Source organism: Bacillus sp. FCW2, from assembly GCF_021228595.1.
GTDB lineage: Bacteria > Bacillota > Bacilli > Bacillales > Bacillaceae > Bacillus > Bacillus velezensis.
Genome location: NZ_CP089436.1, coordinates 850,512 through 875,018, shown reverse-complemented (window position 1 = coordinate 875,018; position 24,507 = coordinate 850,512). Strand labels below are relative to the sequence as shown.

The following is a 24,507-nucleotide window of genomic DNA, read 5'->3' as shown; positions in this document are numbered from 1 at the left end:
CTCCTAATGCTGCACAAGTTCTTTTTCCTGATTGGAACGGCGCACCGTTTGTTTTTCAGGAGCAGTCTTCTGACGTTTTTGGCTGACAGACAAGATCAGCTGAGAAAAAAGGCCCGTGGCCCCTAACAGAATGATGGTGGCGAGTAAGATGACGAGTGCGATCTGCACGCCGTACTGCTGCATGACGCCAAGTGAATTCATCACGGAGATGCCCGACGGGACAAATAAAAATCCGATCAGTGACGTTAATGATGTTCCCAGCGTTTCTACTTGTTCAAGCTTAATCACTTTCAGACATAAGAGGACAAATAATAACACCAAACCTACTACGGAAGCGGGTATAGGAATGGGGACAATCGCTGCAATCCCATTAGATATGAGCATAATTACGGCAAAAATAAATGCTTGTGTCAGAAATCCGTACACTTTTTTCGCACTCATTTTCTTCACCTCTTTCTCTTTGTTAGGTCCATTATAAAAGAGAAATCGATTTTTAAAGCGCTTTCATAACAAACGGCTGAATATTCATTCTGAAATGCAAAAAACGGCTGCTGAAATGCAAAAGCCGCCTCATATAATATGAAGCAGCTTTTTTAAGTCCTTGGCATATGTACGGCTGACGGGAATTTTAGAGCCGTCTTTTAAGATAAGATTGTACGTCGAATTAAACCACGGATGAATTTCCGTAATATGCTCCGTATTCACGATGAACGCGCGGTGCACTCTCAAGAAACCCGTATCAGGCAGTTTTTTCTCAATGACCGCCAAAGTTTCATGAACGGAATAAGAAGCGGCAAACGTTTTGACAGAAACGTGTCCGTCCTCCATGCCGGCGAAAATAATGTCCTTCGTATCTAAAATGACAATAGATTCACCGGCTGATACAGCCAGTTTATGCGCTCCGGCTGCGGACGGCTGCTCTGAGACGGCTCCTGCCCTGTCCTGCTTCACTCTTTTAAACTTTCTGATTGTCTGGCGCACTCTTTCTTCATCAAAAGGCTTCGTTAAATAATCGAGCGCGTCGACTTCAAAGGCTTTTAAAGCAAATTGGTCATACGCCGTCGCAAAAACGACGGCCGGCGGATTTTTCATGTTTTTCAGCCGTTTGGCAATGTCAAATCCGTTTTCTCCTGACAAATCAACGTCCAAAAACAGCAGATCCGGTTTTTGATCCATCATACTGTCAAAAGCGGATTCAATATTTTCAGCTTCGTTTATGTCACTTACTTCATTCGTCCGTTTCAGCAAATAAGCTAATTCATCTCTTGCCAGCATTTCATCATCAACGATTAACACCTTCAGCATGTTCTTCTCCTTTAGTCATCAGTTTCAAAGGCAGCTCAAATGATACGTCCGTACCTTTGCCGGCCTCACTTTCCAATCGCAGGGCTGCTTTGGGGCCGAACAGCCCGATCAGCCGCTGATTTAAATTGTAAAGCGCGGTTCCCGTCCCTTCTTTTGACGGGAGCGGACGGTTTCCGAGCACGGACAGCAATTCCGGATCAATTCCCCGCCCGTTATCTCCAACCCGCATTAAAACCGACTGACCGGCGGATACCACGCTGACATTGACGGCACAGCTGTCCTGCTTTCTTGAAAATGCATGGCGGAGCGCATTTTCGACGAGGATCTGCAGCACAAAAGGAGGAATTTCGATGTCCTCCAAACCGCGTTCGATCTCAAGGCTGATTTTATATTTCCCGGGAAAACGGGCCTGCTCCAATGATAAATATGCCTGCAGATGGTTCAGTTCTTTAGAAAGCGGGATGAGCAGCTGCCTTGCCCCCTGCAGATTGGAACGGAAATAGACGCTGAGCTGCAGCAGAAGCTTTCGGGTTTTTTCCACATCCGTACGGCAAAGAGCAGAAATCGTATTGATCGCATTAAACAGAAAATGCGGATTGACCTGTGCTTGAAGCGCCTTTATTTCTGCGTCTTTCAGCAATTTGCTCTGCAGTTCCGCCTCGCCGAGTTCAAGCTGGGTGGAAAACAGCATGGCGAGTCCTTCTGCAAGCTCTTCTTCAACCCGGCTTAAACCTGACGGGCTTTTAAAGTACATTTTCAGCGTCCCGATCGTTTTGCCGTTTGACGTCAGCGGCAATACGATCGCCGCATGCAGCGGACAGGGATCGTGCGTGCATTCAATTTCTGCCTTTGATGTCGCTTTCATAATATGACCCGTTTTAATGACGCGTTTTGACAATCCGGTGATCAGGCTTTCAGACGGAATATGATGGTCGGCACCCGCGCCGACGTGCGCCAAAATCTTTTCGTTATCCGTAAGCGATACCGCGTCCGTTCCCGTTTGCCTGTGAATGATGGCGGCGACGCTTTTGCATGAGCTTTCATTCAGCCCCTGGCGGAAAAACGGAAGCGTCTGATCGGCAATCATCAGCACCCTGTGAGTTTCAAGGGCTCTCGCCCGTTCTTCCTTCCGGATAATCGACTGAATGATCGAAAGAAAAATAAAAGTCCCTGACCCGTTTACCAATATCATCGGGATGCCGATGATGCTCACAAGCGTCCAAGCATCAGAAAACGGCTTGGCCATCAAGAGGATGAGCAGCATTTGCAGCGATTCCATCCCGAGTCCGACAAGCGCGGCCACCCGCGGTGTCGGCATCGCATAGCGTTTTCTGAAATACCGTCCGATCCAGCCGGACAAAATGCCCGCTAAAACGGATGAGACGGCACAGCTGACTGCGGTCGCGCCGCCGAGTGATAAACGATGCAGGCCGGCCAGTATGCCGACGCCGATTCCCACATACGGGCCGCCTAAGAGTCCGCCGATTTCAACGCCCATAATTCTTGTATTGGCAATTGAACCGGACGGATTAATTTGAAACACCCAGTCATTATTCATGATTGTATTCCGCTGAATTTCTATTCCCGTATAGTTGCTGATGATACTGAACAGCGAGAAAATTGAAATCAGCACCGCTTTGCCTTTATAGCTCTCAGGCTGCTGGAGCGCCTGTCTGAACAATCTGGTATGAGCCAGAACAAATCCCAATATGACGATAATTCCGACTCTTTCCAGCATCATGATGATCAAATGCAGCATACTTTTCACCTGTTCTTTCAAATTTTATTTTATCACGTTTTAGAGCCTGAGACAGAATCTGACACAAACCTGCCTGTTTTTTTCAAATCATCTGAAAACAAATCTTTCACAGTCTATATATCTATTGTAGAATAAACGGGAGCCTTGCGGCAGAGAGTTTCAGAATATAACAAAGAGGAGAAGATCATGAAAGCCGTATTTTTTGATTTGGACGATACACTGTTATGGGATGAAAAAAGCGTCAGAACAACATTCAGGGAAACATGTTTACAAGCGGGAAAAAAATATGGCCTTGACCCGCATACATTTGAAGAGGCGGTTCGGAAAGCGGCACGGGAATTGTATATGTCATACGAAACCTATCCTTATACGGTCATGATCGGCATTAATCCGTTTGAAGGATTGTGGGCGAATTTTTCCGAGCCGGTCAGCGAAGGATTTAAACAGCTGAATCGGATTGCGCCGGAATACAGACGAAACGCCTGGACGAACGGCTTAAAAAGCGTCGGTATAGACGATGCGGCTTACGGCGAATATTTGGCGGAGTTTTTCGCGGCGGAACGCAGACAGCGTCCGTACGTGTATGATGAAACGTTTGCAGTGCTTGATAAGCTGAAAGGTGTTTATGAATTGCTTCTGCTGACAAACGGCGACCCCAGCCTGCAGAAAGAAAAACTCGCCGGCGTTCCTGAGCTCGCGCCTTATTTTAATGAAATCGTCATCTCAGGCGCTTTCGGAAAAGGGAAACCCGACGCCTCCATATTCGAACATTGCCTCGGCCTCCTGAACCTGAAAAAAGAAGACGCCATTATGGTCGGAGATAACCTCAATACTGATATATTGGGAGCGAAACGGGCAGGCATTACGACAGTCTGGGTAAACCGGACGCAAAAGAAAAATGATACGGACATTGCCCCTGATTACGTGATCAGCGATCTTCACGAGCTGTTTGCGATTATAGAGAAACAAAAAGAAAGATAATGTTATACGCAAAAAAACCCCATTCTGAATGAACGGGGTTTTTTGTATTTCCGGTTATTTTTTCGCTTCGGCTACAGCCTTTTTCACAAAATCGTCCAATGAGACGGTTTCTGATTTCTGCTCGCCGTATTTCCGGACGTTTACCGCGCCGTTTTCCGCTTCTTGGTCACCGACCACAAGCATGTACGGGATTTTTTGCATTTGCGCTTCACGGATTTTATAGCCGATTTTTTCGTCCCGGCTGTCAAGCTCGACACGCAGGCCTTCACGCTGCAGGCGCTCCTGCACTTTTTTCGCATAATCAAGATGCACGGACGGTGATACAGGAATGACTTGGAACTGCACCGGCGCAAGCCATGTCGGAAGGGCGCCTTTGTGCTCTTCGATTAAGAAAGCAACGAAACGCTCCATCGTTGACACGACGCCGCGGTGAATAACGACAGGGCGGTGCTGTTTGCCGTCTTCTCCGACGTAAGTGAGATCAAAGCGTTCCGGAAGAAGGAAGTCAAGCTGTACAGTTGACAATGTCTCTTCTTTGCCGATCGCCGTTTTCACCTGCACGTCAAGCTTAGGGCCGTAAAACGCCGCTTCGCCTTCCGCTTCATAATAGTCGTGCCCCATCTCATCCATTGCCGCCTTCAGCATGGACTGCGCTTTGTTCCACATCTCATCATCATCAAAATATTTTTCCGTATCTTCAGGATCACGGTAAGACAGGCGGAATGTGTAATCACTCAGTCCGAAGTCTTCGTATACGTCTTGAATCAAACGGACCGTACGGATGAATTCTTCTTTAATCTGATCAGGACGGACGAAAATGTGCGCGTCATTTAACGTCATGCCGCGTACGCGCTGAAGACCTGAAAGCGCCCCGGACATTTCATATCGATGCATCGTTCCGAGCTCTGCGATGCGGATCGGAAGCTCGCGGTAGCTGTGAATGTCCTGTTTGTAAATCATCATATGGTGAGGACAGTTCATCGGACGGAGCACGAGTGTTTCATTGTCCATTTCCATCGGCGGGAACATCGTATCCTGATAATGATCCCAGTGGCCCGATGTTTCATACAGGTCTTTGCTTCCGAGAACAGGCGTATAGACGTGCTCATAACCGAGGCTCAGCTCTTTATCCACAATGTAGCGCTCGATCACGCGGCGGATGGTTGCGCCTTTCGGCAGCCAGAGCGGCAGGCCTTGTCCGACTTTTTGAGAGTTGGCGAACAATTTTAATTCTTTGCCCAGTTTTCGGTGGTCGCGCTCTTTCGCTTCTTCAAGCATCCGCAAATGCTCTTTCAGGTCATCCTTTTTAAAGAAGGCCGTGCCGTAAACGCGCTGAAGCATTTGGTTTTTGCTGTCGCCGCGCCAGTATGCGCCCGCAAGGCTCAGCAGCTTAAATTCTTTAATTTTGCCTGTAGACGGCACGTGCACGCCGCGGCACAGGTCAAAAAATTCGCCCTGCTCATAAATGGAGACCGTTTCGTCTTCCGGGATGGCATCCAGCAGTTCAAGCTTCAGATTATCGCCGATTTCCGCAAACATGGCTTTTGCTTCATCACGGCTCACTTCTTTTCGGATAATCGGCAGATTTTCACCGACGATGCGTTTCATTTCTTTTTCAATCTTCGGAAGGTCATCCGGCGTCAGCGCCTGCTCCATTTCAACGTCATAATAGAACCCGTTTTCAATGACGGGGCCGACACCGAATTTCACATCTTTATAAATGCGTTTAATCGCCTGGGCCAATAAATGCGCCGTGCTGTGCCGCATGATGTTCAAGCCTTCTTCTGTGCCTTCTGTAATGATTTCTACGGCACCATCCTCTTGAATCGGCGTTCTTAAATCAATTTCCTGTCCGTTCAGTTTTCCGGCTAAAGACTTTTTCTTTAATCCCGGACTGATGGATGCCGCGATATCTTCTGTTGTTGTTCCTTTCGGAAATTCCTTTACCGCTCCGTCCGGAAATGTGATGTTGATCATATCTGACATCTTCGTCACTCCTTTTTTTATGCAAATCAAAAACCCCGCCCCCTATGAAAGGGACGAGGTTAAATAAACGGAATCGTGGTTCCACCCTTTTTTCCGCACGGCCGATTGTTTCGGCACCTGCGGCTCTAAACTCTGTAACGGGAGTTCCCGTCAGCTATTACTGGCGCTTCTTCCGGCGTTCACAGCTGAAGTTCAAAGGCGGTAAAGTCAATGATCCATAGCTGGAAAGCTTTCAGCCTGGGCTCTCCTCTCTTATAAAGCCGGTATCAATGCTTCATGTCCTTATCAATACGTGTAGCAATCATTAATCTTTTATGTATTATAAAATGTCTGCGAGAAAAATGCAACTCGGTTTTCCGTCTGATTTCGCAAAGACAGCCCTGCCGTTTACACAAGGCCGTCCGTACGGCTATCCTTCCGTCTTCTCGGCTGCAAACGCGCCCAGCGGAAAAAGGCGCACCCTTTCCTGAAACACGTTTTGAATCGTTCTGGACATCATATGCTCCGGTTTGTCCGTATACAGTTCTACCGTCTCAGGCGCAATGGAGATCAGCGGCGCAAGGAGATGGGAATCTATATACATCGGGTGCTCCCGCACAAACCGTCTGTCTATGTATTTTTTCTGTTCCCGTTCTGACAAATAGCGCAGCTCCCACAGCGTAAAAGCCCGGTCATGTACGATGCGGACTTTCTTCATCCGCGGCGGATTGGATGTCACATAATCTCTCAGAGACTGGATAAAGTTTTGATATTCCTGTTCCATCCGATATTCATCTATCGCAGCCTCCGCGTATTCTCTGAGCCGCTCATAATACCTGCCGAGCCGGAACGTCTGAAACGAACGCACGGAAAAAACACCCGCATCAAGTGAAATCGTCCGGAGCGCATCTGAAATAAACTGTGTGCGCGGCTCTTTCTTCGGCTCGAACGGATGATCCTCAAGCTCTCCTTCCATAATGCTGTGTGCAAGCTGAAGGATTTGCTGCTGTTCATCCTGATCGGTGAAGCAGTATGCGTCCTCAATAAGCGAAAGCATATGCTCGTCTTCTTTGCATTCCAAAAAAAACCTGACAAGTATCGGCTCAATAAAGCGCTGAACGCAAAAAGCCGTTTCAGACCTTGCGATTCCGACTTTTTTTATGCCTTCACGGACAATAAAATGTCTCCGGTCGTCCGATTGCTGAATGAGATGTAAAAAAGCGGCGGTATCGTGGTCATCTTCAAAGATCACTTCAAGCATATTTGTCCCCCCTTACGGCATCTGTTACAAGTATATGGGGGATGTTTTTAAAATAGACGTAAAGGTTAGCTTTCACCGCCGAACAAATGGCGCACCTTCTTTTTAAATATAACGGGAAGCGATAAAAATACGATGTAAAGACACATCACGCCGAGTACGGTCAGCACATTGCCGGACATAAAGCTCGCGCCGAGCACATTCAGGACGATCGTCCCCGGAATAATGCCCGCTGCGGTCGCCAAAAAATACGTCATCGGCCTGACTTTCGATAGGCCTGCGGCATAGCTGATCACATCAAAGTTAACAGGCAGAATGCGCAGGATAAAAATATAAAAGAAGCCATTGGTTTTCATCTGCTTTTGAATGGCTTCCATTTTTCCATGACGGCTTTTCTCATTAAAGGCAAACAGCCCCGCCGCAAAAAAAGACGCGGCGGCAGCGCCCATTGAGCCCGCCAGCGTATACACGGTGCCGAAAAACGGGCCGAACGCCAATCCTCCGGCGACGGAAACGATTGATACGGGAAACAGCACAAAAGGCCTGACGATGGAAATTCCGATAAACACAAGCGGCGCAAAAACACCGAACGATAATACCCACAGCCGGATCTCCTTAGGCGACAGATTCAGATATTTGCGGTTTGCCCACAGTAAAAGGCCCGCTCCCGCCGCAGCCGCAGCCCAAGTGACAGCCTTCTTATTCCTCATTCCCTCAAATCCTTCCCATTGGACGCCGGCATCATGAACGGCGGCGGTTTTCCCCGTCAAGACGGACGGGCGAAGCCAAATATAAAATCCGCTCCATCAGTCTTGCCGCTTTTACTTCTTCCTTTTCTCCCCGCTGTGAATACGTAAAATGATGCTTCAGCTCGTCTGGTGAAAAATTAGACGAGAAGAAAGTGGGAAGCTGCTGGCTCATTCTGTGCTGAAGCACGGTGCCGATGACTTCATCCCTGACCCAGCTTGTCATTGACTCCGCTCCGATATCATCAAGCATCAGTACGGGCGTCGTTTTCACCATATTCAGTTTCGCCTCCAACGACTGATCCTGGAGCGAGTTTTTCAGCTCTCTGACAAATTCGGGAACATATACGATCATTGATGAATACTCTTTTTCCGCCAGCTCGTTGGCAATGGCGGCTAAAATAAATGTCTTTCCGATTCCGAATTTTCCGTACAGATACAGCCCTTTGCCTTTTCCCGTTTCATTATAGCTCTTCAGAAAATCCGTCACATGCTGGAAGATGCCGACTCTGCTCGGATCGGTAATGTCGATCTGCTGAAACGTCGCGCCGAGAAGATCCTGCTGGATATACATGCTCTTCATCAGGGACTTTTGCCTTTTCTGGCGGTCGAGCTTTCTCTTTTCCGGACATTCGTAATATTCAATATCAATGGAACGCCCGTTGATCACAAGCTTCGGATGATAGCCTTCAAGCAGGCTGTTCGTCCGGCTGTCTTTCGAGCAGAAGGCGCACTGTTTGCTTTGCTGAACGAATTCGTACAGTTTATTTAACCCTCTGTCAATCATGCTTTGATTGATTACATCTTTCTGTTCCTTCAAAAAAGCCTGGACGTCTTCGTCGGCCATGACTTGCTGCTGCATTCGTTCCAGGCGTTTTTGAAAGTCAGGTCTTTTCGTCACGCCTTCTAAGGATCGGCTGATCGGTTCCATTCAATATCACCCCGCTTCTCTGTCTCAATAGGCAGAGTATTTTTTCAGTTTTTTCATTTCTTCCATCATTTTTTTCTTCTGTTCTTCAAGATCCTGCGCGGAAAGAGCCGGCTGTTCTTGTTTCTTCCCGGTTTCTTCTTCTTTCATCCAATCAGGACGCTTTTCTTCCCGGACGGTTTTTTTGCCGCGCGCCGCGCCGTTTGTTTTGCCGTCCGCCCAATCAAGATATTGCCTGTGCTCTTCTATTGCGAGCTTCATTGCTTCCCGTACCGTTTTGACTTTCTTTCTGGCCCAGTGGGCGGCGATTTTTTGGATATAGTTTTTGGACAGCTTCATATCCGTTTTCAGCATGACATAATAAATCAGCACATTGGTGACGCCGGGCTCAAGCTTTTGTTCGAACATAATATCGGCGATAATCTGCAAGTCGGCTTTTGACGGCTCGGTCCCATCCGCAATGTCCTGAAGAAGCTTTCTCGGTGATATGGTCTCAAGCTGTGCGATGAGTTCGCCGTTCAATGAATCGTCTTTTTCCGTCCGGTTTTCTCTCAAGGTGACAGGCTGTGTTTTATCAATCAGTTCCGGAAGCTTCCCGCTTCTTTCAATTTGATACCAGTCGCTGGCCGCTTTCCTCAGCGCTTCGGCCGTTATCGTATCCTGTTCATTAATTGCGGTCATGACGACGTGCTGCATGGAGATAGGATCTATTCCGTATAAATATGAAAGCTTTTTAATGCTCTCCCGCACGTCCTGCGTGATTGATTTGCGCGGTATCATCGTTTCTGACAGTCCCGCCATGAAAAGCTCAAAATCAAACACTTCCTCCGTCACCGTATAGGAAGGCGCTTGTCCGACAGACGCCGTCTCATAGTCCTCGGGTAGCTTCATCGCCTCTTCCATATCAGGCGTCATTTTCCATTCACTCGGCTGAAAAGAGGCAAAGGCGTGATTAAACGGACGGGTAATTTCCCTTGCGTCCGCGCCGACGGAAGGGTGCGTGTAAAATTGTCTCAGCTGCTGGTATTTCGTTTTACCGACTCTGTTATAAAGAAAGACATTCAGCATGCCGTCTTCAAAAAAATCATTCGGTCTGAGCGGGGGCAGCAGCTCATAAATAAACATCCGCTCTTTTTGCTCGGACTCCCGGATATACACTTTCAGCAGCCCGATTCCTTCAAGCTTTCCCTGTTCATGATGAATCTTTTTTAAATTTGACTGCATCATGCCCATCAGCTGCCTGTGCGTGGATTCCGCTCCCCACAAGCGGTTCTGCTCAAGCTCCCCCCATAAGGTCATATAAAGGGAGAATGCAAAAGAACCGATCAGCGGCTGGTACAGATGTGTCAAAACCTGTCTGTCGACATCCTGAAGAAGCGAACGGCTTTTGACCGTATAAGGATCTACAGGCAATACGTCATTCCAATAGTCAGCCATGATTCTCAAACCTTCCGATATGTTTCTACTCTCATTTTACACCGTTTCTGCGATCTATCAAATGCCAATTTTGCTCATGAGAAAAGAGCCAGACACAATCTCTTAGCTCTCTCAGCGTTCTTTCTTTATTAAATCTTTCAATTCATCGATAAACACGTTTATATCCTTAAACTGCCGGTAGACGGAGGCAAAGCGGACATAAGACACCTCATCGATTTTCGCCAGACGGTCCATTACCATTTCTCCGACAAGTTCGCTTTTGACTTCAGATACACCTTGGTTTCTCAGCTCTTTTTCAATGTCAAAGCACATGTCTTCCAATGTTTTTAAAGGAACGGGCCTTTTTTCACAAGCTTTAATTAACCCGCGCAGCATTTTTTCACGGCTGAATTCTTCCCGGACGCCTTCTTTTTTCACGACGATCAGAGGCATCTCTTCAAACTTCTCAAATGTAGTGAAGCGGTAATGGCAGGCTTCGCATTCCCGCCTTCTGCGGATTGATTTCCCTTCGTCCGCAGGCCGTGAATCAAGTACGCGGGAACCGTTATGCTGGCATGAAGGACATTTCAAATTGGATCAGCTCCCATCTGTTTCGTTGCTGTAATGCGGTTCGCAAGCTTCCGGTAAATGCCCGCCAACGTTTCTAGGATGAGCCTATTTGTTGGGAGAGCCGATAGACCGGCCTTATCTTTTCTATTTTACAAAAAAAATGCTTAAAGAAAAAGCAATGCTGTTTTTTTACATTAGAAAAGGAGCATCAGCTTCAAAGCGCGTAATGGCTTTTTCAGCTTAGCTCCCTTGTGTTTGCGTTTTGAAAATTACAGTACTTTCGCTTGTGCCTGTTTAATCTGTACAGGCCCCATTCCTCTCGGTATTTCAATGTTTTCTCTTGTATCTGCATGTAATGCGTCCGCAATGTAATCCGCAGCCACATTAGGATCCAGGTCTCCACAAGTATAAACATCAATGCTTGCATATCCGTGTTCAGGAAAACTGTGAATCGTTAAATGTGACTCAGAGATAATAACGACTCCGCTTACGCCTTGCGGTGCAAATTTGTGAAATGCGACCTCGCGCACCTCAGCTCCTGATTTCAAAGCAGCATTTACAAACGTTTTTTCAATAAAATCCATGTCATTGAGCTTATCAAAATCGCATCCCCACAGCTCGGAGATGACGTGACGCCCCATTGTTTCCATAATCATGGACCCCCCTTAACAAGAATTAAAAAAGTGAATTTCCGAGAACTGACCCGGCCATTTACCACGGGGGAAAGTTAGTCCGGAGAGGTCCTAACCCTTTAAGTAATTCCGAAGCAGTCACGAGCAAGAAGTTCACGAAAGATAGTATACTGTGTTTAAGTTTATTTTGCAAGGTGTGTTTTTTGCGAATATGCCGTTAAGGGTGTTTTTCTAACAAATGTCCATGATCTTTAGTCTACACAGCTGACGGGTGTTTCATTCGCGCGGCGACGTGACGGATAAGATCAACGACCCGGCAGGAATATCCCCATTCATTGTCATACCAGGCGAGCACCTTTACTTTTCGGTCTTCCATCACTATCGTTGTCAGTCCGTCGATGATCGCAGAGTGTGAATTCGTATTATAATCCGAAGAAACGAGCGGCTCATCCGAATAATCAAGAATTCCGTACATCGACGTTTTTGCGGCTCTTTGGAAAGCGGCGTTCACTTGCTCGGCCGACACATCTGTTTTCAGATCGCAGACAAGGTCCACTAATGACACATTCGGAACGGGAACACGCAAAGCGAGACCGTGAAGTTTTCCTTTCAAATGAGGCAGCACGAGCGACAGCGCTTTGGCGGCGCCTGTAGAAGTCGGAATGATGGATTCTCCGCACGCTCTCGCCCTCCGCAGATCTTTATGCGGATTGTCGATATTTTTTTGATCATTCGTGTAAGCGTGAACAGTCGTCATCAGGCCGCTTTCAATCCCGAATTCCTGATCAAGCACTTTGACGACCGGCGCAAGACAGTTTGTCGTGCAGGATGCATTTGAAATAATGACATGTTCATCGGGATTGAATTGCTCTTCATTTACTCCCATGACAATGGTAACGTCTTCATTTTTGCCCGGAGCCGTTAAAATAACTTTTTTCGCCCCTGCTTCAATATGGCTCATTGCTTTTTCTTTTGAATTAAATTTCCCCGTTGCCTCTACGACGATGTCTATTCCGCATTCTTTCCACGGAAGCTCTCTCGGGTCCCGGCGATTGAACAGCATAATATGTTTTCCGTTGACGATCAGGCTGTCGTCGGAGGTCTCAACTTCTTGATCGTATTTGCCGTGAATTGTGTCATACTTTATCAAATGAGCAAGCGTTTCCGGGGGATAGCTTGCATTAATGGCTGTTATTTGAATTTGATCATCTTCCATTGCTTTTCTGAACACCATTCTTCCGATTCTTCCAAACCCGTTGATTGCTACTTTTACCTTCATGCTCAGGTCACCCCTTTTTAATATGCCACTCTAATTTAATTTTATTTATATATAGTATAACACATTAAAAGAAATCCGCCAGTACAACTTGATAAAAATCCACCCTTATACCGATCAATATGTTGTTCAATCGGTTTTTTTGCATATAAAATGATCTTTCTTCCATAAAAAAAGCAGGATCAGCGTCTCAGGCTGCCTGCTTTTTTCTTATATTTGTCCCGGTTCTTTGAATTTGTCATTTAAAATGCTGTCCTCTAAAACGGAAGACACCTCGCCGTACCGTTTCGCGATATGCATCGCGCCCCAGTCGCACAGCGCGTTTAAAATTCTTTCCAGACTGTGTCCGTATTCACTCAGCTCGTATTCCACTTTCGGCGGCACCTGATTGTACACGATCCGGTTGATGACGCCGTCAGCTTCCAGCTCCCGCAATTGCTGTGTCAGCATCTTCTGGGTGATGTCCGGCATAAGCCGCTTCAATTCGCTTGTCCGTTTTTTCCCGCGCATGAGGTGGCAGAGGATCACACACTTCCATTTTCCTCCGATCACCTCAAGCGCCGCTTCTACGGATATATTGTATTTTTTCTTCAGCAAACGGTAATTCCTCCTCATCTATAGGAACTAAAAAGTGCCTATGGCACTTAAAAGTACGTTCTTTTCAATGACACTTCTATCGATCATAATGACATTTGCCGGCTGAAAAGGAATGTACTCTTATACTTATATCGTTTACCCGGCATCATTTCAACCATACATTATCGTTCAAGGAGGAAAACAGATGTCTTCACATCGCCAAAGCTATTTACCAGCGCTGCTGGCATTAGCCGTCAGCGCTTTTGCGATCGGCACAACCGAATTTATCAGCGTCGGGCTGCTGCCGCTTATATCTCAAGATCTGCATATACCTGTGACAACGGCGGGGCTGACCGTTTCCATGTATGCTCTGGGCGTGACATTCGGCGCGCCGGTTTTAACATCTCTCACATCCGGCATGTCACGGAAAACGCTGCTGCTCTGGGTGATGTTAATTTTTATCGCCGGAAATACACTCGCGGCAAGTGCGTCCTCAATCGGCGTCTTACTGGCGGCACGGGTTATTTCGGCGTTTTCCCACGGCATTTTCATGTCAATCGGGGCAACAATCGCCGCCAATATCGTGCCGGAGCATAAAAGAGCAAGCGCGATTTCCATTATGTTTACGGGGCTGACGGTGGCTACGGTGACCGGCGTTCCGTTCGGCACCTATCTCGGCCAGCAATTCGGATGGAGAATCGCATTTGCCGTCATTGTGGCGGTAGGAATCATCGCATTCCTCACAAACGCGCTTCTCGTTCCGTCGCATTTGCGCAAAGGGACGAAAACCGCATTTTCCGAGCAGGTCAAACTCGTCACAAACGGGCGGTTATTGCTTTTATTTATTATTACGGCGTTAGGCTACGGCGGAACGTTTGTCGTGTTTACGTATTTATCTCCGCTTCTTCAGGAGGTAACCGGTTTTCAGAAAGAAACCGTCGCGGCCATCCTGCTCATTTACGGAATTGCGATTGCCATCGGAAACATGATTGGCGGCCGTTTATCAAACCGAAATCCGCTGAAAGCCTTGTTTTATATGTTCATTGTCCAGGCTGCTGTGCTGTTTGTTCTGACTTTTACCGCGCCGTTTAAAACAGCCGGGCTGATCACCATTATTTTCATGGGGCTGTTGGCGTTTATGAATGTGCCGGGGCTTCAGGTATATGTCGTGATGCTGAGTGAACGTTTTGCGCCAAGCGCCGTTGATACAGCATCAGCCTTAAATATCGCGGCATTCAATGCCGGAATCGCGATCGGCTCGTTTGCCGGCGGAATCATTACAGACTCAATCGGAATCATTCATACCGCTTGGATCGGGGCGCTGATGGTGCTCAGCGCGGTCGTATTAACCGGATGGAGCAGGAAGCTTGAAAAGCGGGATCGCACTGCCCTTGAAAGGAGGTGAGTTTTTCTTCAGCGCATTTTGATTGTTTCAACAGACAACTAATAGGAGGAATATATACATGACAACACATTTACAAGCAAAATCAACATTGCATAACGGAGTAGAGATGCCTTGGTTCGGCATCGGAGTTTTCAAAGTAGAGGAAGGCGCGGAACTCGTCAACGCGGTGAAAACGGCATTGGTGCACGGCTATCGCAGCGTTGATACCGCCGCGATTTACGGAAATGAAGAAGGTGTCGGCGAAGGCATCCGCCAAGGGCTGCAAGAAGCGGGATTAAAACGTGAAGACATTTTTGTCACGTCAAAAGTATGGAATGCCGATTTAGGATATGAAGAAACGTTAAAAGCGTTTGACACAAGCTTAGAAAAACTCGGTTTAGATTATTTGGATTTATATTTGATCCATTGGCCTGTCGAAGGAAAGTATATCGATGCGTGGCGGGCGCTCGAAACCCTCTACCGGGATGGACGCATTAAGGCGATCGGGGTCAGCAATTTCCAAATTCACCATCTGAAACATCTCATGAAAGAAACGGAAATCAAGCCGATGATCAACCAGGTGGAGTACCATCCGCGTCTGACACAGAAAGAACTGCTTGCTTTCTGTACTGAACAAGGCATTCAGCTTGAAGCGTGGTCGCCATTGATGCAAGGTCAGCTGCTTGATCATCCCGTCTTACAGGAGATCGCTGAGAAGTACGGCAAATCAGCCGCTCAAGTGATTTTGCGCTGGGATTTGCAAAACGGTGTCATCACCATTCCGAAATCAACTAAAAAACACCGTATTGAAGAAAATGCAAATGTCTTTGATTTCGAACTGTCAGCTGACGATATGAAGCGGATTGATGATCTGAACGAAAATCTCCGTGTCGGTCCTGATCCTGACAATTTTGATTTTTAACCAGAAAAACACCGTTCGGCTTTCCGAACGGTGTTTGTTTATGCCCAGCCGCTCAATACTTCCTCAAGCTGGTGCTTTGTATGTTCAAGACTGCCGCTGTTATCAATGACGGCGTCAGCTTTTTTTGTTTTGTCCGCTAAAGGCATTTGCGACGTTATCCGGCTCATCGCTTCTTCTTCTGTAAGGGAATTCCGCTCCATCAGCCGTTTGAGCTGAATGTCTGCCGGTACGGTGACGACGAGCACCTTGCCGACAAGATAATCAAGCCCGCTTTCATACAAAAGCGGTATATCCAAAACGACGAACCGCTCTTTTCGCGCAACGGCTTCATCCCGCTGTTTCAGCATTTCCGCACGCACCGCCGGATGAACGATCTGATTCAGCTTCAGACGCTTCTGTTCGTCAGTAAAAACGATAGAACCGAGTTTTTTTCTGTCAATACCGCCATTTTCCAGCAGGATGTCTTTTCCGAATGCCTCCACAATTTGTCCGTAAGCCGGCATTCCTTTGTCCACCGCCTGTTTTGCGATGACATCCGCATCAATGACTGTTATTTTTTTGTCGATCAGCATACGCGCTACCGTGCTTTTGCCGCTTGCGATGCCTCCCGTTAAACCGATGACCAAGCTCAAAAAGCCCACTCCTTCTTACATTTTCCAAATCCCGATGATAATCAGCAGGACTCCCGGCAAAAATGTCATTTTATCTATCCAATTCCATCTTGAGAGCAAATGCCCCGCGTTTATGCCGAGTGAAACAAACAGCGAGCTCATCAGCCCGACAGTCACGCTCATCATAACCGGAGAAAAGCCGAGAATGGCCGCTCCCAGCCCGGCGCCAAACGCGTCAATGGATAAGGCGATACCGAGCAGAAGCGCCTCGACTCCGTTAATGGTTCCGGATTGATCAATATCGGCGCTCGTCGGTTTTTTTAAAATGTGAATCACGATGCCGAGCGATTTCACTTCAAGATTAAGTAACGTTTTTTCATGCAATAAGTAATCCGGCTCTTTAGCCGGTTTGAAAAATTGCCAGATGACCCATGCCCCGATTCCGATTAAGATCAGCCCGCCCAGTTTTTCCGTGACGGATACGGGAAAAATCTTTGTCAGAAAATGGCCGATCAGCATGGATATAAACATCACAGAGGCTGAACAGCAAGCGATCACGGCAATCGCTTTGAACGGGATTTTCATTTTTCTCAAACCATACGTAAACCCGACTGAAAAACTGTCCAAGCTGACAGCAAAAGCCAAAAGCAGCAAAGAAACAATCTCCATATCCGTTTCTCCCTTTCTCTTGATCGGCAATTGTGACATATGCCTATTGGGTGAATCACAATATATATATGGAGAAAGGTCATCAACTGTGTTAGAAAAAAGTCATTCTGCTGCCGCTTGCTTGAATCGCTTCAGTTTATGATTTTTTTTGGCAGCGGGCGCAAAAATGCGTCCCTCTTCCGCCGACCACGATTTTAGAAATCATCGTGCCGCACGTTTTGCACGGTTCATCCTTTTTGCCGTATACGTAATGTTTGAGCTGAAACATTCCGATCTCCCCTTGAGAATTGATATAAGACCGGACGGTGCTCCCGCCCGCGTCAATCGCTTCCTGAAGGGTGTCTTTAATTTCTGTATGAAGCGTTTTTATCTGCCCGTCTGACAGACTGTTCGCTTTTGTCTCAGGATGAATACGCGCCCGGAATAAAGCTTCATCGACATAAATATTGCCGAGGCCGACGACCGCTTTTTGGTCGAGCAGGGCTGTTTTCACCGCGCGGTTCGTTTTTGCAAGCCGCTCTTTTAAATAAGCAGCGGTAAATGCTTCATCATCGGGTTCGGGCCCGAGCTGTGAAAGCGGTAATGCATTCTGTTCCTCTCCCGGCGCAAACAAATGCATCGTGCCGAATTTCCGGACATCCCGGTAGCGGAGCTGTGTTCCGTCCGTCATGTGAAACACGACGTGCACATGTTTATCGTCAGGCTCATCGGCCTGATGAAGACCGTATTTCCCCTCCATCCGAAGGTGGGACACCATGACATAATGATCCAGATGGAAAAGCAAAAACTTTCCTCTTCTTCCGATGGATCGGATCGTTTCTCCTGCAATCTGCCGCGCGAATTCCTCCGGCTCGGCGGGTTTTTTGATGATATTCGGCCATCTGATATGCGCCGATTCAATCGTTTTCCCCTTCACAAGACCGGTCAGAGTGCGCCGGACCGTTTCAACTTCTGGTAATTCCGGCACAATCATCACTTCCTTTTTCTCTGTTTATTTTGCATCGTACCAAGACGGCCCTGAAGCATAATCCGCCTTCAGAGGCACGTCTAATGCCAAAGCATGCTCCATCACTTCAGGAACCAGCTTCTCTAATATTTCAATTTCTTCCTTAGGCGCTTCAAAAATCAATTCATCGTGCACCTGAAGCAGCAATCGCGCCTTCAGTTTTTTTTCTTTCAGCTCAGCTGCCATGTCAATCATGGCTTTTTTAATAATATCGGCGGCGCTTCCCTGAATCGGCGTATTCATGGCCGTCCGTTCCGCAAAGCTCCGCAGGTTGAAGTTGCGGCTGGTCAGCTCAGGAATATAGCGGCGGCGCTGCATAAGTGTCGTGACATATCCTTTTTGCTTCGCTTCCTGCACCGACTCTTCCATATATGCCTTGACGCCCGGGAAGCTCTCCAAATAGCGGTCAATAAAAGCGCCCGCTTCTTTCCGGGTGATGCCGAGGTTTTGCGACAGCCCGTAATCACTGATGCCGTAAACAATGCCGAAATTGACGGCCTTTGCCTGGCGGCGCATCGCTTGTGTCACTTCATCTTCACTGACATGAAACACATCCATGGCGGTTTTTGTGTGAATGTCCATGTCATTCGTAAACGCTTCGATCAGATTTTCATCTTTTGAAATATGCGCAAGCACCCTTAATTCAATTTGTGAATAATCGGCGGCGAAAATAAGCCAGTCCGGTTCGGACGGTACGAAAGCCTGACGGATTTTCCGCCCTTCCTCCAGCCGGATCGGAATATTTTGCAGGTTCGGATCCGTTGAGCTGAGGCGTCCGGTTTGAGTCAACGCCTGATTGAACCGTGTATGCACCTTATGAGAATCCTTGCGCGTGACTTTCAGCAGCCCTTCTATATAAGTCGATTGAAGCTTGCCGATTTGTCTGTATTGCAGAATGTAAGCGACGATATCATGTTTGTCTGCGAGCTTTTCCAGGACATCGGCTGAAGTGGAATAGCCTGTTTTTGTTTTCTTTACTGGCGGCAGGCCGAGCTTTTCAAACAGAATGACGCCGAGCTGTTTTGGTGAATTGATGTTAAACGGCTCACCGGCGATGTCATGGATTTTTTCTTCATATTCCTTCAGCTTCGCCTTAAGCTCTTCGCCCATTCGCTTCAGTCTTTCAACATCCACTTTGACGCCCATTGATTCCATTTCTCCGAGAATAAGCGCAAGCGGAAGTTCGAGATCTTCATATAATTCAAGCTGATTATTTTCTTCCAGCGCGTGCAGCAGTTTGTCACGGAGGCTGTTAACGGCAGACGCTTTCCGCGCGAGATGATCGGCAAGCTCTTTTTCAGCCGGAACGGCGCGCTTTGCGCCTTTTCCGTATACCGCTTCATCTTTTGAAACGATATTCAGCCCGTATTCTTTCGCTACGCTCGCGACATCGTCGTACGAGTTGCCCGGGTTTATAATGTAGGCAGCAAGAAGCGCGTCAAATTCCGTTCCCTTCAGCTCAATTCCCTGCCAGCGCAAAGCGACGACGGAACGTTTGCTGTCGAACACCCACTTTTTCATCGATTCATCTTCAGCCCAAGATTTAAACGCTTCAGACTGAATGGCGATTTCTTTCGGAATATAATAAAGACCTGTTTCATTCACGATGGAAAAGCCGAGGATCGGTTCTTCGTGATAGTTATCACCGATTTGTTCGACGACCAAAGCGGACGGCGAAACGAGCATATCTTCGGTGATTTCTTCTGCCGTTTCGACATTGATGTCTTCAAAATTTTCTTCCGCCGTTTCCCCGCTTTCTTCACCGAGCCGCTCAAGAAGCGTATTAAAACCCAGGTCTTTAAAAATGGCAACAACTTGTTCACGGTCAAACCCTTGGTAATCTAAATCTTCGGGCTTGACTTCAATCGGCGCATTTGTCATAATCGTCGCCAGTTCTTTGCTCATCAGGGCTTGTTCCTTGTATTCTTCAAGCTTTTCTTTTAATTTTTTTCCGCTGACTTCATCAATGGAATCAAGCAGTTTCTCAACCGAATGGAACTGCTTTAAGAGCTTAATCGCGGTTTTTTCTCCGACGCCGGGGACGCCCGGTATGTTATCGGATGAATCCCCCATTAATCCCTTCATATCAATGATTTGCAAAGGGGTCAGACCGTACTTTTCTTGCACGTGCTCCGGCGTGTAATCCTCCACGTCGGTAATGCCTTTTCTCGTAATGGCAACGGTCGTTTTCCCGGTTGCAAGCTGGGTTAAGTCCTTGTCCCCCGAAACTACCTTTACTTCGAAGCCGTCTTTTTCAGCAGATACGGCAAGCGTGCCGATAATATCGTCCGCTTCATATTCAGGAAGCTCGTAGCGGCTGATTTTGTAGGCATCAAGGAGCTCACGGATGAACGGCATCTGTTCTGAAAGCTCCGGCGGCGTTTTTTGTCTTCCGCCTTTATATTCTTTAAACGTGCTGTGGCGGAAAGTGGTTTTTCCCGCATCAAAAGCCACCAGCATGTGGGTCGGCTTTTCATCTTCCAGCATTTTCATTAAAATCATCGCAAACCCGTATACGGCATTTGTATGGATGCCTTTTTCATTGCTTAAAAGCGGCAATGCAAAAAACGCCCGGTACGCCAGACTGTTTCCGTCGACAAGCACTAATTTTTTTCGTTCCGTCATTCAATATCCTCCTAAGAGCAAAAGCTCGTCATTCCTCTATTTTTTAATCTCACAGCTTCTCTTATTTTAACAAAGTTCAATTTGAAAGGAAAATGAGCGAACCCCGTGAAAACGCAAAAAAGGACGGGAACAAGAAAATACGTTCCCGCCGTCAAAATTGGCTCCTTGGATGAAGGGGTTCTGTTACATCCTAACAAGATAGGTTTAACAGGCCATGAAGAAATTGTTAATCCTTTGTAAAGCTGATCACGCTTCCGGCTGCCGCTTCAGCGTCACGGTAAATACAGTCCCCTGTCCCGGCTCGCTTGTGACCTCGATTTTACCTTCATGGGCTTCTATTAAGTGCTTCACGATGGCGAGGCCGAGCCCGGTTCCTCCCGAGTTGCGGCTTCTGTCTTTATCCACGCGGTAGAATCTCTCAAATATCCGCGGGATCTCTTCCTTCTGAATGCCGATCCCCGTATCGGACACTTTGATATCGACAACGGTTTCTTTCACATGTACCGAAATCCCCACCGTCCCTTTTTCAGGCGTGTAGGTCAGGGCATTGTTCGCCAGATTCAAAAATACCTGCTTCAGCCTGTGCGCATCACCCGTCACAAAAATCGGCTCTTCCGGGAGATCGAGCTGAAAGCTGATGCCTTTTTCTGCAGCCTTATGCTGCAAAAGCGCCTCAATTTCATGCAGAATTTTTGCGGCGTCAAAGGACTCTACACGCATCGTAAAGTTTTGCTGCTCCATCTTGGATAAATCCAATAAATCCTGCACGAGAGATTGGAGCCGCTCACTTTCTTTCAGAATGATAGACAGAAAGTCTGAAAGCGCCTTTTCGTCTTTCATCGCTCCGTCTAACAGTGTTTCCGTAAATCCTTTAATCGAGGTGATCGGTGTTTTCAGTTCATGGGAGACATTGGCGACGAAGTCCTTTCTCATCTGCTCCAATTTTTTAATTTCCGTCATATCGTGAAAGACGAGGACGATGCCCTTCCATTCATCGTCAGGGCCCATGATCGGAACGCCGTCAACTTCAAAGTAGCGCCGCTCAATATTGATGGGAAGTCTGAGCAGCTGGCATTTTTTCGTCTCCGTCATAAAAATGTCTTCGACAAGCCGAATGATCTCCTCATGTTCAAACGCATCGTGGTAAAGACGCCGAAGCAGACGTTCAGGCTTTGTATGAAACTGCTTCGTGTATGACCGGTTCACGAGATTGATAAAACCTCTCCCGTCTATTAAAATCAAACCGGAGCCGATATTTTCAATGACGGTTAACAGACGATCGCGCTGCATATCCTGCGTTCTCGTCATTTCCATTAAATCGACCGCCAGGCTGTTCATCGCACGCCCGAGACGGTCCGACCGCCTTGCGTAACCGCTGTAGGAGCGGGCGTCATAATTCCCTTTGGACAGCTCCGTCGCCACCTTTGTCGCGGCGTCGATGGATTTTTTGTAACGGGACGTCATGTTTGTATAAAAGAAAACGATAATGATAAAAGCGGTACAAAGACTTGCTGCCAGCATGCCCCACATTTCTCCGGTAACGCTTGAACCGCCGTTGATCTCAGAGGAAACAAGTACATACCCCGCAATTTTCCCGGCGTCATTTTTTACGGCAGTGCCGCGGATGACTTTGCTTTTCGACTGTACGGCTTCCTCACTTTTATTGTGAGAAATGAACTCCTTTACGGCTGAATCATCAGCATGACTGCCGGAATGATATACGGCGTCACCCTTCTCGTTGAGCACGGCGACGTTTATACCGAGGGTGCGGCCGGCATCACGGATTACCGTTTCATTGCTTTTATTGCCGATTCGGCCGGTGTCAAGAAGGCCCGCTATGTATACCGATTCCTTTTTCAGCTGATCCGCCGTTCTTTCTTCAGCGGATGAAGAAATAAGCTGCTGTAAAAAAAGGCCGAGAACACTGAAAACCAATATGATACATACAACGAGTAAAGCGAACAGACGCACACGGACTTTATTCATTCATTTTTGGCTCCTCCAGTTTATACCCCAAACCTCTGATTGTTTTAATATAGATGGGTTTTTTGGTATTTGATTCGATTTTGTCGCGCAGATGGCTGATATGAACGTCAACAATCCGGGTATCCCCGGCAAAATCATAGTTCCAGACCGCGCTCAGCAGAAGATCTCTCGTCAGCACTCTTCCCTTATGTTTTCCCAAATACAGAAGCAGTTCAAATTCTTTAGGCGTCAGTTCCAGCTGTTCTGACTTAAAGTACGCTTCGTAATGCTCCGGAAGAATTTTCAGCTCGCCGATGAGGATCTGCCCGTCCTTTTCCTCTTCTCTGCCTTGTGACAGCGAAGAAATGTCAGCCCTTCTTAAAATGGCTTTCACCCGCGCAGTGACTTCCCGCGGACTGAACGGCTTTGTCATGTAATCATCCGCTCCGAGCTCCAGTCCCAGCACCTTATCAAACTCCTCATCTTTTGCTGTCAGCATCAAGATCGGAACCATCATTTTCTGCTGTCTGAGCTGTTTACAGACGTCGATTCCGTCCACTTTCGGCAGCATGACATCCAGTACGATTAAATCCGGATTTTCATTCTCTGCCTGCTCCAGAGCCTCTTCGCCGTCTGATGCGGTGATGACATCATAGCCGGACCGTTCCAGATTATACTGTAAAAGAGTAACGATAGATTGTTCATCATCTACAACTAAAATTTTTTTGTTCATGCTGCGCCCTCCGCTGTCTATTTTCCCCGACATCCAATTTTCTCTATTTTATGTGCTGCATATCACTTTATGATTTCATTTTATCCAATACTGCCCGTTCAGACAATTCGCCTTTTTGATCATTTTCAGAGAAAGGATCGCTCAGGGAAAAAGAAAACGCTTTCATTAATTGTAAAAAGAGGAAGGCTTCTGATTCGGAAGCCTTCCCTTTTTTCTTATGACAATACTTTCATCACGTTTTTGACAGATTCAACTGATTTACTCAGCTGCGCTTTTTCATAGTCTGTCAGTTCAAGCTCGATGATTTGCTCTAGGCCGTTTCCTCCGATAATCGTCGGTACGCCTAAGTAAATACCTTCATGACCGTATTCGCCTTCTAAGTAAGCGATAGTCGGAAGCACGCGGCGCTGATCTTTCAAAATGGCTTCTACCATTTCAGTCAGTGATGCAGCAGGCGCGTAGTAGGCGCTTCCGTTGCCGAGAAGGTTGACGATTTCCCCGCCGCCTTTTCTTGTGCGTTCTACAATCGCATCAAGACGGTCTTTCGGGATAAGCGTTTCAAGCGGAATGCCGCCCGCATAGGAATAACGGACGAGAGGAACCATGTCGTCACCGTGTCCGCCAAGAACAAAACCGGTCACATCTTTTACAGACAGGTTTAATTCTTCAGCGACGAATGTTCTGAATCGCGCAGTGTCAAGCACTCCGGATTGTCCGATGACGCGTTCTTTCGGGAAGCCTGATTCTTTGTACACCGCATATGTCATCGCATCAACAGGGTTTGTCAATACAACGATAATGCAGTCAGGAGAATATTTCACGATCTCACGTGTGACGCTTCTCATGATTTTTTCGTTTGTAGATACAAGATCATCACGGCTCATGCCCGGTTTTCTCGCAATTCCGGCTGTGATGACGACGATATCAGAACCGGCTGTGTCCTCGTAGTTGGACGTGCCTGTGATTTTCGCGTCAAATCCTTGAACCGGACTTGCTTCGAGCATGTCTAGCGCTTTTCCTTTTGTCGGGTTTTCTAATTGCGGAATATCAACGAGCACAACGTCTGCAAGCTCTTTTTGAGCTGTAAGAAAGGCTGTTGTCGCTCCCGTAAATCCTGCTCCGATAACAGAAACTTTACTGCGTGTTTTTCCCATGATTCTCTTCTCCTTTTTTGGCTTCA

At 47.3% G+C, this 24,507-nt stretch carries 22 protein-coding genes; 3 read left to right on the top strand and 19 right to left on the bottom strand.

What is annotated here, in order from left to right:
- Window positions 1–3: 3 nt before the first annotated feature.
- From lrgA to K3G25_RS04400, 3 genes are all read right to left on the bottom strand, one after another.
- On the bottom strand, window positions 4–441 hold the full coding sequence (gene lrgA / locus K3G25_RS04410) for an antiholin-like murein hydrolase modulator LrgA (protein ID WP_007613022.1): 438 nt from the start codon (window positions 439–441) through the stop codon (window positions 4–6).
- Between the two features lie 129 nt (window positions 442–570).
- A complete protein-coding gene (locus K3G25_RS04405) occupies window positions 571–1,305 on the bottom strand; it encodes a LytR/AlgR family response regulator transcription factor (RefSeq protein ID WP_014418602.1) in 735 nt (244 codons plus the stop codon).
- Entirely contained in the window at window positions 1,283–3,064 is a 1,782-nt protein-coding gene (locus tag K3G25_RS04400; protein WP_017418328.1) for a sensor histidine kinase, read from the bottom strand. Before K3G25_RS04400 ends, K3G25_RS04405 begins: the two co-directional genes overlap by 23 nt.
- A gap of 186 nt (window positions 3,065–3,250) precedes the next feature.
- Between K3G25_RS04400 and K3G25_RS04395 the strand changes: the two genes are divergently transcribed.
- Complete coding sequence (locus K3G25_RS04395; RefSeq protein ID WP_029973345.1) at window positions 3,251–4,045, top strand: HAD family hydrolase; 795 nt, start codon at window positions 3,251–3,253, stop codon at window positions 4,043–4,045.
- A gap of 54 nt (window positions 4,046–4,099) precedes the next feature.
- Here the strand turns inward: K3G25_RS04395 and thrS are convergent, their stop codons facing one another.
- From thrS to K3G25_RS04350, 9 genes are all read right to left on the bottom strand, one after another.
- A complete protein-coding gene (gene thrS, locus K3G25_RS04390; protein ID WP_159354455.1) occupies window positions 4,100–6,031 on the bottom strand; it encodes a threonine--tRNA ligase in 1,932 nt (643 codons plus the stop codon).
- Window positions 6,032–6,440: 409 nt separating this feature from the next.
- Window positions 6,441–7,271 (bottom strand): putative sporulation protein YtxC, encoded by an 831-nt coding sequence (gene ytxC / locus K3G25_RS04385; RefSeq protein ID WP_014418606.1) that lies wholly within the window; start codon window positions 7,269–7,271, stop codon window positions 6,441–6,443.
- Between the two features lie 65 nt (window positions 7,272–7,336).
- Window positions 7,337–7,978, bottom strand: a complete 642-nt coding sequence (locus K3G25_RS04380) for a TVP38/TMEM64 family protein (protein WP_014418607.1) — start codon at window positions 7,976–7,978, stop codon at window positions 7,337–7,339.
- A gap of 31 nt (window positions 7,979–8,009) precedes the next feature.
- The gene (gene dnaI / locus K3G25_RS04375; protein ID WP_012118157.1) at window positions 8,010–8,945 is read right to left on the bottom strand and encodes a primosomal protein DnaI; all 936 of its coding nucleotides are present in this window, start codon (window positions 8,943–8,945) and stop codon (window positions 8,010–8,012) included.
- Between the two features lie 24 nt (window positions 8,946–8,969).
- Entirely contained in the window at window positions 8,970–10,379 is a 1,410-nt protein-coding gene (locus K3G25_RS04370; protein ID WP_014418608.1) for a replicative helicase loading/DNA remodeling protein DnaB, read from the bottom strand.
- A gap of 111 nt (window positions 10,380–10,490) precedes the next feature.
- Window positions 10,491–10,949 carry a transcriptional regulator NrdR gene (gene nrdR, locus K3G25_RS04365; protein ID WP_003152473.1) on the bottom strand — a complete coding sequence of 153 codons (459 nt, stop codon included), beginning with the start codon at window positions 10,947–10,949 and terminating at the stop codon, window positions 10,491–10,493.
- Between the two features lie 248 nt (window positions 10,950–11,197).
- Window positions 11,198–11,578: an adenosylmethionine decarboxylase gene (gene speD / locus K3G25_RS04360; protein WP_003152471.1), complete on the bottom strand. Its 381-nt coding sequence runs from the start codon at window positions 11,576–11,578 to the stop codon at window positions 11,198–11,200.
- 238 nt (window positions 11,579–11,816) lie between these two features.
- Window positions 11,817–12,839, bottom strand: a complete 1,023-nt coding sequence (locus K3G25_RS04355; protein ID WP_014418609.1) for a glyceraldehyde-3-phosphate dehydrogenase — start codon at window positions 12,837–12,839, stop codon at window positions 11,817–11,819.
- Between the two features lie 207 nt (window positions 12,840–13,046).
- On the bottom strand, window positions 13,047–13,433 hold the full coding sequence (locus K3G25_RS04350; protein WP_003152469.1) for a winged helix-turn-helix transcriptional regulator: 387 nt from the start codon (window positions 13,431–13,433) through the stop codon (window positions 13,047–13,049).
- A gap of 184 nt (window positions 13,434–13,617) precedes the next feature.
- Here K3G25_RS04350 and K3G25_RS04345 point away from each other — a divergent pair, with 184 nt between their 5' ends.
- Window positions 13,618–14,817: an MFS transporter gene (locus K3G25_RS04345; RefSeq protein WP_014305559.1), complete on the top strand. Its 1,200-nt coding sequence runs from the start codon at window positions 13,618–13,620 to the stop codon at window positions 14,815–14,817.
- A gap of 58 nt (window positions 14,818–14,875) precedes the next feature.
- Window positions 14,876–15,718 (top strand): aldo/keto reductase, encoded by an 843-nt coding sequence (locus K3G25_RS04340; RefSeq protein ID WP_029973344.1) that lies wholly within the window; start codon window positions 14,876–14,878, stop codon window positions 15,716–15,718.
- Between the two features lie 38 nt (window positions 15,719–15,756).
- Here K3G25_RS04340 and coaE read toward each other — a convergent pair whose 3' ends face one another.
- The 7 genes from coaE to mdh all read right to left on the bottom strand — a co-directional run bounded on the left by coaE (window position 15,757) and on the right by mdh (window position 24,481).
- The gene (gene coaE, locus K3G25_RS04335) at window positions 15,757–16,350 is read right to left on the bottom strand and encodes a dephospho-CoA kinase (RefSeq protein ID WP_021494430.1); all 594 of its coding nucleotides are present in this window, start codon (window positions 16,348–16,350) and stop codon (window positions 15,757–15,759) included.
- A gap of 15 nt (window positions 16,351–16,365) precedes the next feature.
- The gene (gene ytaF, locus K3G25_RS04330) at window positions 16,366–16,998 is read right to left on the bottom strand and encodes a sporulation membrane protein YtaF (protein WP_003152461.1); all 633 of its coding nucleotides are present in this window, start codon (window positions 16,996–16,998) and stop codon (window positions 16,366–16,368) included.
- Between the two features lie 136 nt (window positions 16,999–17,134).
- Window positions 17,135–17,965 carry a DNA-formamidopyrimidine glycosylase gene (gene mutM, locus K3G25_RS04325; protein WP_029973341.1) on the bottom strand — a complete coding sequence of 277 codons (831 nt, stop codon included), beginning with the start codon at window positions 17,963–17,965 and terminating at the stop codon, window positions 17,135–17,137.
- A gap of 24 nt (window positions 17,966–17,989) precedes the next feature.
- Window positions 17,990–20,629 (bottom strand): DNA polymerase I, encoded by a 2,640-nt coding sequence (gene polA / locus K3G25_RS04320; protein WP_154817596.1) that lies wholly within the window; start codon window positions 20,627–20,629, stop codon window positions 17,990–17,992.
- A 246-nt stretch (window positions 20,630–20,875) separates the two neighbouring features.
- Window positions 20,876–22,615 carry a two-component system histidine kinase PnpS gene (gene pnpS / locus K3G25_RS04315; RefSeq protein WP_021494433.1) on the bottom strand — a complete coding sequence of 580 codons (1,740 nt, stop codon included), beginning with the start codon at window positions 22,613–22,615 and terminating at the stop codon, window positions 20,876–20,878.
- Entirely contained in the window at window positions 22,608–23,327 is a 720-nt protein-coding gene (locus tag K3G25_RS04310; protein ID WP_014418615.1) for a response regulator transcription factor, read from the bottom strand. The genes pnpS and K3G25_RS04310 overlap by 8 nt, the downstream gene beginning before the upstream one ends.
- Window positions 23,328–23,542: 215 nt before the next feature.
- Entirely contained in the window at window positions 23,543–24,481 is a 939-nt protein-coding gene (gene mdh, locus K3G25_RS04305; RefSeq protein WP_003152455.1) for a malate dehydrogenase, read from the bottom strand.
- Between the last annotated feature and the right edge of the window lie 26 nt (window positions 24,482–24,507).